The 10,662-nt window shown below is 61.6% G+C and carries 12 protein-coding genes; 4 read left to right on the forward strand and 8 right to left on the reverse strand.

The window, feature by feature from the left end; translation table 11 throughout:
* Positions 1-298: 298 nt before the first annotated feature.
* From JF616_13690 to JF616_13700, 3 genes are all read left to right on the forward strand, one after another.
* Positions 299-703, forward strand: coding sequence for a CPBP family intramembrane metalloprotease (locus JF616_13690; protein MBW8888802.1), 405 nt, complete (start codon positions 299-301; stop codon positions 701-703).
* A 491-nt stretch (positions 704-1,194) separates the two neighbouring features.
* A complete protein-coding gene (locus JF616_13695) occupies positions 1,195-1,881 on the forward strand; it encodes a hypothetical protein (GenBank protein MBW8888803.1) in 687 nt (228 codons plus the stop codon).
* A 55-nt stretch (positions 1,882-1,936) separates the two neighbouring features.
* Positions 1,937-3,274, forward strand: coding sequence for a hypothetical protein (locus JF616_13700; protein ID MBW8888804.1), 1,338 nt, complete (start codon positions 1,937-1,939; stop codon positions 3,272-3,274).
* Between the two features lie 46 nt (positions 3,275-3,320).
* Here JF616_13700 and JF616_13705 read toward each other — a convergent pair whose 3' ends face one another.
* Together JF616_13705 and JF616_13710 are read right to left on the reverse strand one after the other, a co-directional pair.
* A complete protein-coding gene (locus JF616_13705; GenBank protein ID MBW8888805.1) occupies positions 3,321-4,292 on the reverse strand; it encodes a cytochrome C in 972 nt (323 codons plus the stop codon).
* Positions 4,293-4,314: 22 nt separating this feature from the next.
* Positions 4,315-5,337 carry a TIGR01212 family radical SAM protein gene (locus JF616_13710; protein MBW8888806.1) on the reverse strand — a complete coding sequence of 341 codons (1,023 nt, stop codon included), beginning with the start codon at positions 5,335-5,337 and terminating at the stop codon, positions 4,315-4,317.
* Positions 5,338-5,538: 201 nt separating this feature from the next.
* On the opposite strand from JF616_13710, the gene JF616_13715 reads away from it, so the two are divergent.
* The gene (locus tag JF616_13715) at positions 5,539-6,336 is read left to right on the forward strand and encodes a radical SAM protein (protein ID MBW8888807.1); all 798 of its coding nucleotides are present in this window, start codon (positions 5,539-5,541) and stop codon (positions 6,334-6,336) included.
* 38 nt (positions 6,337-6,374) lie between these two features.
* On the opposite strand, the gene JF616_13720 is transcribed toward JF616_13715, so the two are convergent.
* From JF616_13720 to JF616_13745, 6 genes are all read right to left on the reverse strand, one after another.
* Positions 6,375-7,448 (reverse strand): chemotaxis response regulator protein-glutamate methylesterase, encoded by a 1,074-nt coding sequence (locus JF616_13720; protein ID MBW8888808.1) that lies wholly within the window; start codon positions 7,446-7,448, stop codon positions 6,375-6,377.
* Positions 7,441-7,932, reverse strand: coding sequence for a chemotaxis protein CheX (locus JF616_13725; GenBank protein ID MBW8888809.1), 492 nt, complete (start codon positions 7,930-7,932; stop codon positions 7,441-7,443). Before JF616_13725 ends, JF616_13720 begins: the two co-directional genes overlap by 8 nt.
* Complete coding sequence (locus JF616_13730; protein MBW8888810.1) at positions 7,925-8,317, reverse strand: response regulator; 393 nt, start codon at positions 8,315-8,317, stop codon at positions 7,925-7,927. Before JF616_13730 ends, JF616_13725 begins: the two co-directional genes overlap by 8 nt.
* Positions 8,314-8,790, reverse strand: coding sequence for a chemotaxis protein CheD (locus JF616_13735; protein MBW8888811.1), 477 nt, complete (start codon positions 8,788-8,790; stop codon positions 8,314-8,316). Before JF616_13735 ends, JF616_13730 begins: the two co-directional genes overlap by 4 nt.
* Positions 8,791-9,603 carry a protein-glutamate O-methyltransferase CheR gene (locus JF616_13740; protein ID MBW8888812.1) on the reverse strand — a complete coding sequence of 271 codons (813 nt, stop codon included), beginning with the start codon at positions 9,601-9,603 and terminating at the stop codon, positions 8,791-8,793.
* A 304-nt stretch (positions 9,604-9,907) separates the two neighbouring features.
* A complete protein-coding gene (locus JF616_13745) occupies positions 9,908-10,639 on the reverse strand; it encodes a hypothetical protein (protein ID MBW8888813.1) in 732 nt (243 codons plus the stop codon).
* Between the last annotated feature and the right edge of the window lie 23 nt (positions 10,640-10,662).

The following is a 10,662-nucleotide window of genomic DNA, read 5'->3' on the forward strand; positions in this document are numbered from 1 at the left end:
TCCGCCATTGGGTTTGATCGGATCCATCGCGCTATTCGGAGCGGGCGCCCTGCTGCTTTTCCTGACAACTCGAATAGCCGTACCAGCGCTCGTCTCCGCAACCAGAGCCGAGCCTGTCGTAATGTGGTTCTTGGCCGCGAGCGCATTCCTCTTTGGCCCCTTACTTCTCATGGCCGTTCTATTGCTTTCTCGAGAACGGCGGTCAGGAAAGCCTCACTCATGGGGTGCGCGGCTGTGGCTGCACCCGATGAATGGCAGAGACCTGCTTTGGTCCCTCGGCGGGCTCGTGGTTGTAAGCATGCTGACGGGTGGGATCGCAACTGCCCTCGGGTCGATTACGGACAGGTCCAAGTTCCACCCTTCGTTCATGGCGTTCGCCCCTCGTGGTCCCGGGCGATACTGGATACTCGGCGCTTGGCTCCCCTTTTTCATACTCAACATCCTCGGTGAAGAGTTCATCTGGAGAGCGTTCATGCTGCCGAAGCAGGAGGCCGCTTTCGGAAGGAATGCTTGGTTGGTCAATGGTTGCCTTTGGTGCCTATTCCACGCTGCCTTTCCCTGGCAGGTCTTGGTAACCCTTATCCCGATCACCTTGATCCTGCCCTACATCGTCCAGCGACGGCGCAGTACCTGGGGCGGCGTGATTATCCGTGCCGGGTTCGGTGCGATCGGCTTTCTCGCCCTGGCATTCGGGCTTGGCTAAGCGTCCAAGTATGGAACTATTTTTGGGTCGGGAAAAAGGAAAGTATGAAGCAAGAAATGTGTTTTAAGTTCCTAGAACACCTCTACAAGTACTCGGCTGGGATCCTGAAAAAAGAATACATCAACGACACAGATATCACGTATATCAACAATGAAGTCGATAATTTTTTCCGTCGAGTACAAGCTTCTGGGAGCGCTATTAGGGGCGAAGGATGATGAACATGTGCAAAGGTTCAATAAAATATCCGAATTCAATGAGAGAATCAAAAAAGTAATTGCGGTTCTGGAATTCGGACAGAACCATTAACTGGTCCTTCGCATAAGTTCTTGTTCCATTGCAAAAGCATCGATACAAAATGAGACCTCGAGGCCGCCTTCAGCTAGGCGTATCGAAATAGTGGACTGGAATCTACCTTGAATGAAACAGGATCTTCTCCTCGTTCGTCCAATGGCTTGCACCCTATGCGAAGATGGAGCCCGCAAGCAAATCCTATGAAACCCTATCTTAGCCTCATCGCCCTGGTAATCCTCTCCCAATCGCACCCGATCCGCGCCCAAGCGGTGGATTCCAATTATCAAGAACAAATCCGACGCGTAAATTCCCAGATCCATGCCGGCAAAACCCTGATGTGGACCGGCACCGCCCTGCTGCCCGTAAGCGCTTTGGCCCTGGTCCCGGTCCTCTACGATGGGGCTTTCGGGATTACCGGGGCCGATGCCGGTTTCTCGGTCTTCTTCGCGGTCCTTGGCCTCGGGCTTATCCATATCGGCATTCCCGTTTATGGAGAGGGCGCCAGCAATCTGGAGAATGCCGCGGGCGGGGAGGCCTCCGCACGATCTGTATCCGCCGAATCCGGCTGGTCCCATTACCGGAGGAGCTGGGGATTCATGGCCGCCGGGTCGCTTGTGCTGGTGGCGGACTTTCCCGTGGCGTTCTTAGCCGCCTTCGAGCACAGAGAGAACGCTCTGACTTACTCGGCAGATGCCCTGGGACTCACCGGCCTCAGCCTCCTGGGCATTGGCGCGTTGGAACAGCATTACAGCCTGTACCGGTTCATTAAAGCCTCCGATCATGCCCGGGACAGCCTCAAGGCGCATCCTCAAGTTTCGCTTCTACCTTATTTACGCCTGGGTAAACAGGCGCCGGGCGCGGGAATGCGCCTGACTTGCTCGTTTTAAGGGGTATTTAGAAGGAGCTCCCGCTTCCGGAATCGATTAAATAGATTCGCGGGACATGAATGCTTTCGGGAATACCAATCAGACCTTGATGCGGCACGACTTCAAGCGCGCCTACTACCGCACATTGTTATCGGAGTTCGATCCCGAAGACATAAAGGAGCTCCTCTCCCGGCAGCCTTTGGCGATCGGGGAAAAGCGATATTCCCTTTCCGAAGTATGCGAGCTCTTATGGAAGGAAAAAGGGAAAGTCCCCTTCGCATGGGATTGCGCCACGGATAATGATCTGGAACCATTCCTGGTGTCCAAAGGACGGACCATGGAATGGTTCATGAAGAAGGTTCTCTGGTTGAACAACAACAGTTCGGTAATGCCGGGTAAGGTTTTGCTGAGTTGGTTCTATCCGAAGCTGGAGTCCATGTTCCGCGCCTTGGACGCGCGCGAGCTTATTTTCCCCCTCATTACCCTGCACAACGAGAATTGGATGCCGAACGTAACCAGCCGCCGGGTCAAGAAGCGAGAGGAAGGGGATTGGATCAAATCCGTGCTAGTATTCATCCATGATTCCACGTATTCGGAAAGGTTGGACTGGGATTTCGATGCGATAGCCGGGCCCCAGTTCCTTTCGGTGCCTGGTGTGCTGGCGATGCCGCATTTCGAGAGGCACGTGATGATCAGCGATAGCCGGCACGTGGAGCGGGTGATTTGGGAAGAAGCCGATGCTCCAAGCTACGCAGAGGATTCCATGCTCATCAACGGCGAACCTTACGGGAAAAAGACTTCCTTCTCCGCCTTCTGCAAGAAAGCGGATATCGATTTGGATAAATATAAGCCGCCGGATTTGCCGGTGATCGAAATGGATCGGGATTACTTTTGCCCCATCCGCAAGCGGAACGTCCTATACGCGGGATGCGCTTACGGAGCGCCCTTTTATCTTCATTCGATCGAATACCGCAAGATCGCGCATATGAAGAAGGACTTGCTGAAGACCATCGTTTCCGATCTCGTGCGTGAAGACGAGATGAACATGGATGATCTGGAATCCAAGCATCTGGCATTGCTCGCCGCCCTTAAGGAAACCTACGCCTTCAGGTATTTCCATGCCGATGAAAGCATGACGCTGAACGACGCCGGCTTCATCAAGGGGGTATCCGCCAAGATCCTGAAATACCTTTTGGAGGCGTATCTGACCCATGGGCGGGATGCGTTCGAGTATAAGGAATTGAAAAGGCAATTCGAAATCACCTTGGGCCAGAAAAACGCGAATTTCGAAATCCGCTTTTACCGGTTAGTGGAAAAGCTGGATAACGATTCGCCCGGTTTCCGCATCCAGAGGACCGGACGCGGGAAATTCCGCGTGGCCACAAAAGGCATGCTGCGTTTCTCGGATGGCTGATTTAATGGAGGGCGGGTGCGAGACCGAGTCTTCTTTACATGCTCCCTTACTCGCCACCAACCCGATCCACGGGTTCCAGCCCATGCAGATACAGGTAGATCGACTCAAGATCGAAATCGGTCATGCGGCTGAACGGCCCCCAGGGCATCGGGCTCCATTGCCTCACCTTGCCCCGGTGGAAGCGGGCCACGAACTGTTCGCGGGTCCAACCGGTGATGATGCCCGTGCGAGGATCGGGGGTGAGGTTCGGGCTGACCACCACCTGCGTAGGATAGTCGGCCTTGCGAAGGACCAGGCCGCCCGCGAATCGGGGTCCGGTGAATTCCCCCGTCTTCATGTTCCGGGCCGTATGGCAGGATGCGCAAGTGGCCAGGGAATTGGCCAGGTAGCCGCCCCATTCCGCCGAAGGCGCGGCCGGCGGGCCCGCCGGGGCGGGTCGCTCCCCGGAGAATGGCCCCAGGAACCAGGCCTTGGTGATCCAGCCCATGGCGTTGTACCGGCTCGGGGGTACCTCGTGGGTTACGGGGGGCAAGGTACGCAGGTAGGAAACGATGGCGAGAAGATCGGCATCGGAAAGGTCCGGGTATTGCATGACGGGGAGGCCCACGTGCCCGCGGTGGTCGATGCCGGTGCGGAAGAAGCGGGCCAAGAGGGAATCGGGAACCGCGCCCAGGCCCGTAGCGACGTCGGAGGTGAGGTTGGTCGCGCGCATTTCGCCCAGGAAGGTCCGTAAGACGTACCCGCCGGTCAGAGGCGCTTCCCCGCCCGGCGTCCCGGCGCCCGGCGTCCCGCCGCCCCCATCGACAATCGCTTTTGCCTCCGGCGCGGCATGGCAGTCGGCGCAATGCCCAGGTCCATAGACGAGATAACGCCCGTGGGCGATAACCGCCGAATCCCGCGAGGCCGTAAAGGACCGGGCGGGCGCCTCGAACACGCGATCTTTTCGCAGATAGGATAAGCCCAAGCCCCCGGCGCATAAGAGCGCCAAAGCGGCGGCCCCGTATGCGAGGGCGCGCAACCAGCGCCGCGGCTTCCGTCGCCTAAGCGGGTGAGAAGGCATGGCCCTTTTCGGAACTATTCGGATTGCCCAGGACAAGCTCCCGCGCGGCCTCCGGGGAAGCGGCCTCCGGGGAGGCGGCTTCTGGGGAAGCTTCGCCCAGCGCGAAGCCTTGCCAGGTGCCCCGACGCGCGAATTCGCTTTCCAAAGCGGCGCGGAGCGCATCCTTGTCCCGACACCATAGGGGGGCGAGCAGCATTCCCGGCGGCGCGTCCCCGGACAAGCGTTGCACGCCGACCTGGGCCGGGGTGCGTTCCAGGACATCGGCGAGGCCGGCGACGTAATCTTCCGAGCCCAAGGGCGCCCAAATGCCGGACAGATAATCCGCGCCCAGGACCGTCCCGCGCACGGCATGCAAGGGATGGATCTTGACCGATTCGAAGCGCCAGGGCCGCAGGGCATCCGCGGTGGCGCGGAACTGATCGGGGCCTTCGCCGGGGAGCCCCAGGATCAGATGCACGCAAAGATCGAATCCGCGGCCGGAGCAGAGGTCCATGGCTTGGGCGAACTCCGCGAAGCAGTGGCCGCGGTTGATGCGCCGGAGGCTGGAGTCATGGGCCGATTGCAGGCCCAACTCCAGGGTCAGAAAGGTTTCCGCGCTCAGGCGGGACAGCAGGTCGGCGACCTTGGCGTCCACGCAATCGGGACGCGTGCCGATGGACAGGCCCACCACATCGGGATGGGCCAAGGCCTGGCGGTACAGGCTTTCCAGGCGCTCCACGGGGGCGTAGGTGCCCGAGAAGGGCTGGAAATAAGCGATGAAGCCGTCCACGCGGGAGCGGTCGCGATGGAAGGCTATGCCGGAACCCAATTGCTCGGCGATGGGAATGCGGCGGCTGCCGGCCACCGGCGAAAAGGCGCGGTTATCGCAGAAGGTGCATCCGCCCCGGCCCTTGGTCCCGTCCAGGTTGGGGCAGGTGAACCCGCCGTTGAGGGTAACCTTCCGGATACGGCGGCCCGCGAATCCCTTGCGCGCCAGCACGGACGCGTACGATGTATGGCGCATTCCCGAAGGCATAAAGCAAAAAACCGACCGCACGGGAATGGCTTTTATTCCCGCGGACACGGGAGTAAAACGCGATTACAACGGGTAGCGCGCCAATCCGGCAAGCCAAAATGGCGCGGAGCACCTGGCGACCGGCGTTTTCGGGGCGCCAATCGCATGCGTAGGATTGGCGCGACCCTTGCACTCCATATCGGCAGACCTATGAATCCGAATCGCCCGGAAGGCGCCCGCATCGCCGTCCTGTTCCTGCAGCCGCAATGCAATATGACCTGCCGCTTTTGCATCACGCAAGACGGCTTCTCGGCCATGCATCCGGAGGACGTTTTCCCCCTGCTGGATGGATTGGCGCGCTCAGGCATCGGGAACGTCATCTTCGGCGGCGGCGAGCCGCTGGCATGGCCCCATGATCTTCTCGGCCCGGCCCGCTATGCCAAACGTTTGGGCATGACCGTTCAGGTAGGCACCAACGGCATCGCGCTCAGGCCTCGTATCATGCAGTCCCCCGTCTTGGATCGCTTCATCCTGCCTTTGGAATCGGCGGATCCGCATGTCCACGATCGCCTGCGCCACGCCCGCGGCGGCCACCACGCGTTGATCCTCGATCGCCTGGAAGCCTTGGCCGAGCTTGGCCGCGAGGTCACCCTATCCACGGTGATCACCCGCGTGAACCGGAAAGGGCTGATGGGCCTGGCCGAATGGATCGCGGATTATCGCGCGCGCGGCGGCCATTTGCATGCGTGGCATCTATATCGATTCCTGGCGCGAGGCCGCGGCGGCGCGGTTTCCGGGAAAGAGCTGGGAACGCGGCGGGAGGAGTACCAGTCCGATTGCGAGGCGGTGAAGTCACGCTTTCCCGAACTGCCGATCCTCAAGCGGCCGGACATGACCCGTTCGCGCGCCGTCGGTTTCTATTGGATGGAAAACGGCCAAGTTCGTTGGTCGGGTCCCCATGGAGCGCCCGCGATGCGTAAGGAGATGAGGCAGGCCGCCGTCGCCTGACAAGGGCAGCCTTCCTCGATGCGGGCCTTCGGAAGGCCCTACTCCCCGCGATCCTTACGGGCCGCCGCCTCCAGGATACGGGCCGGGATCAAATCCAGCGACGCGACCTTCTCGGCCGCGCCAAAGGCGATCGCTTCCTTAGGCATCCCGAATACCACGCAACTGGCTTCGTCCTGCGCCAGGGTCGCGGCGCCCGCCTGCCGCATGGCGAGCAGGCCTTCGGCCCCGTCGTGGCCCATGCCGGTGAGGATGACGCCCACCGCGTTGCGGCCGGCATAGCGGGCCACGGAATGGAAAAGTACGTCGACGGAAGGGCGGTGGCGGCTGACCTGGGGGCCGCCCCGGACGACGGCGCGGTAGGCCGCCCCGTCCCGCATCAGTTCCATATGGTGGTTGCCCGGGGCGATGAGCACGCGGCCCGGAACCACCGAATCCCCGTCTTCCGCTTCCTTGACCTCCATCGCGCAAAGCGTATCCAGGCGGGTCGCGAAAGAGCGGGTGAAATGCTCGGGCATGTGCTGCACGATGAGGATGCCGGGCGCGTTGGCGGGCAGCGCGGTGAGCACGGCTTGCAACGCTTGCGTGCCGCCCGTCGAAGCGCCGATGGCGACGACGGAATGGGTGGTACGCGACAGGGACAGGCGGCCTAAAGGCGAGGCGGACGGAGCCTTTTTCGCTTCTTCGCGCCGGGCCACCCGCACGTGGGCCGCCGCGCGCACCTTGTCGCGCAACTCCACCGCCATCTCGCCGACGGCATAGGCCGCCCCCGGCTTGCAAACCACTTCCACGGCGCCGGCGTCCATGGCCTCCAAAGCGATTTCGCCGCCGCGCGGCGTCAACGAGGAAACGACGACGACCGGCATGGGGCGGAACTGCATCAGCCGCCGCAAGAAAGTAAGGCCGTCCATGCGCGGCATCTCGATGTCGAGGGTAATCACGTCCGGTTCCAACTGGACGATCATATCCCGGGCCACGAAGGGATCCGGGGCCGCGCCCACGACTTCGATATCGCCTTCCCGGCCCAGCTCTTGGGTCAGGACCTTGCGGACGATGGCCGAATCGTCGACGACGAGGACCTTGATGGGCCGGGATGGAACGGTTTGGTTAAGCATGGAGGGCTTCTTCCGGGTCGTAGGGCGCGCAGAAGCATGCCTGGAAAAGGATGGGCACGCCGTCGATCTCGAAAGCCATCACGTCCGATTTGCGCGCCAGCAGATCGGCCACGGCCGAAGGGAAGCCGAAGATGCGCGGGGACCCGAGATTGAAAGCGGTTCCAGTACCAAATAAAGTGGTAAGCAGGTGTCCGCAGGCGACGTTCAGGAATTCGCCCAAGGCGTCGCCGGCATGTTCGGCGGACTTTTCGTCCCCGGGCTCGGCGCCCAACAGGTTGGCGGCCAACTCCCGGGCCAAGGACTCCGGGAAAGCGGCCAAGGCCCCGCCGCGCGACGGGCCGTCGAAGACGAGGGATGCCGCCAGGTATTCTTCTCCTTGGGCCTTGAAACCGCCCTGGGAAAGCGCGTCGGCGAATAGGAAAGCCTGTTGCTCTAATATGGCGGGGACCGTGCTCAAGACCGCTTCGCGTTGCTGATTATCCATTTTCGACTCCCAGTATCTGGACCACGAGCGCCTTTAAGGCCTCGGGCCGGAATGGCTTCCGCAAGAAGGCGGCGATGCCGCGCTCCTTGAGTCCGCCGATGCGTTCATCGCTGCCTTCGGTGGAGATGACCACGATGGGGACGTCCCGCAAGGACGCGTCGTCCTTCAAGGCCGCGATCATTTCCAATCCGCCCATGACGGGCATGTTGAGATCGGCGAAGATGAGATCGGGCTTCCGCTCCCGCGCCAGGTCCAACCCCTCCTTGCCGTTCCCCGCCTCGCGCAAAGCGGCGATCGGGATGCCCGACAAGTTCAGGCATTTGGTAATGACGCTCTTCACCGTGCGGCTATCGTCCACCATCAGGATTTCGTATCCGGCGCTCATAGTTCCACCTCCCGCCCGGCGATCTTAAGTACGGTCTGGCCCGTGGCCATCCTGAGGCTCATGGTGCGGGGCACGCTGCCCCCCGTGTCTTCCCCCGAAACCAGGATGTCGTTCTTCCAAAGCAGCTTGCGCAGCACCGTGCAATTGCGTTCGCCGATGTTGAAGATGCCCTTCTCGTCCATGATGGCCGAGCCGCCGGCGACCTTGGCCACCAGGCTGCCTTTGCGCGCGCCCAGGTCGAAGAGCGCCTGCAGCAAGGCGGGCACGCCCGTATCCACGAACATGGGCGGATTGGCCGCGGCCTTGGCCGGGTCGATCTTGGACAAGGGTAGCATGCTATGGATGAGCCCGCCCACGCCGGCCTTGGCGTCATACAGGGACAACCCCACGCAAGAACCAAGGGAATAGGTGATCAGGGTTTCCTCGGGGGAATGGGAGATGGCCATTTCCGATATGCCTACCGTACGCATCATCTACCTGGCCTTTCCGTAGATGGACGGCCTCAGGCAGGCGAATCCGGTGTTCAGCCCGTTCAGGCTTTCGGCATGCCCCACAAGCAAGAATCCGCCCGGCCGCAGCAAGCGATAGCATTCGCGTATCAGCGCCTCGCGGGTGGGGCCGTCGAAATAGATCATGACGTTACGCACGAGGATGAGGTCGAAGGGCCCCTTCATGGGAAAGGGGGGCTGCGACAGGTTCAGGCGCTGGAAGGAGATGAGGGATTTGAGCGACGCGCGTACCGCCACGGAAGGCGTCTCGGCTTCGGGAGCGGGTTCGAACCAGCGGTTGAGGTAAGCCCGCGGGATCCCATCCAGCTTAGAGAGCGGATAGATTCCGGCGTGGGCGGCGGCGAGGATGCGGGTGGAAATGTCGGTGGCCAGGATGCGCGTATCGGTGCCGGGGCCGAGCCCGCATTCGGCCAGGGTCATCGCCAAGGTGTAGGGCTCTTCGCCCGAAGAGCTGGCCGCCGACCAGATGCGGAATCGGCTTTGCCCTTCGGCGCGCCAGCGGGTCACGTTTTCGGTGATGAACTCGAAATGCTCTGGCTCGCGGAAAAAACTGGTGGTGTTGGTGGAGATGGCATCCAACATGTGGATCATCTCGTCGCCGGCGGCGTCCTCTTTCAGGAGATCCAGGTAGGTCCCGAATTCCTCCAAGCCCAATTGCCGCATCCGTTTGCCGATGCGGGCGCTGACCAGGGATTCCTTGCCTTCGCTCAGGGCGATGCCGCAAGCGTCATAGACGATGTCCCGGAAGCGCGCGAATTCTCGGGGCTTGAGTTGCATGGAATCCCCCTCCGACTTGAGGATCCGGATGCGAACCGGACCCCGTAACGGGGAGGATACCTAGGCAATCGCCGTGCCATCTGGGAATCGGCCCTCCGGAAGGGAGCGCGCGGCCCTCGCATGGCCGCCGGAAGGGAGGGAACGAGGCCGGATGGGGGGAATCCGCACCGGCCGGATCCGGATTACTGATCGGTTTGAGGATCTAAGGGGCGGCCAATTCCTGGCCGTCGACGGACCCGATGGAGGTCAAGGTCCGGGCGGGGGCGGGGTTACGGGATTTTCCGGAATTGGCCGCGGGCCGATTCTAGCCGCGCGTTCCGGTGCGGGAGGGAACCGAGTCCGCGGAGGCTTCCAACGCCGCTTCGGCCGACTTCCGCTCTTCGCTGATCGCGTAAGAGGAGAAGAAACTCAAGAAGGCGAAAAGCAGGACGCCGATGGCGACCTGGCCGTAGGTACGGCTGCGTACGGCCATCGCCGCGCCGGCCTCCGCCTGGCGGTTCCGGGATTTGGCCAGATTCACCACGGCATCGATGCGCTCCCGGTGCCGCTGGTAGTCCGGGTTTATCTCCTTATCGAGCACGGCGCGGGCCGCTGCCTTGTCGCCCGCGCGGATGGCGGGCAGGAAGCGCTTGGTCAAGGCCTCCTGGATCCGCTGGGCCGGCAGATAGGAAGAATCCACCAGGGCCGAGCGCAAAGCGCCGGGCGGCAAGGCCCGTTCCCAATACTCGTGGCGGATCAGATACTCCGATTGCAGGCGTTCCGCGCGATCGCTCAAACTTTCGATTTCGCCGGAATCGCCGGCCTCCAGCAATTGATAGGCGATGAGCATGGTTTCCACCAGGTATTCCGGCGGCGGCAACACGTCGGCGATGACGTCCTGGCTGCGCTGGATGTCCTGGTAGATGGGGCCGTTCACCTTCACTTCGTTGACCGTGCTGATGCAGTAAAGACCGTAGAGCGAGAACGAGAGCAGGAAAACCGCGGCGAGGGTGGTCACCTTGGCCTGGGATCGGATGTTGCGCAGAAGGGGGGGCATAAAAAGCCTCGCTGTCCGGGTGA

Source organism: Fibrobacterota bacterium (assembly GCA_019509785.1).
In the GTDB taxonomy this organism is placed as follows: Bacteria; Fibrobacterota; Fibrobacteria; order UBA11236; family UBA11236; genus Chersky-265.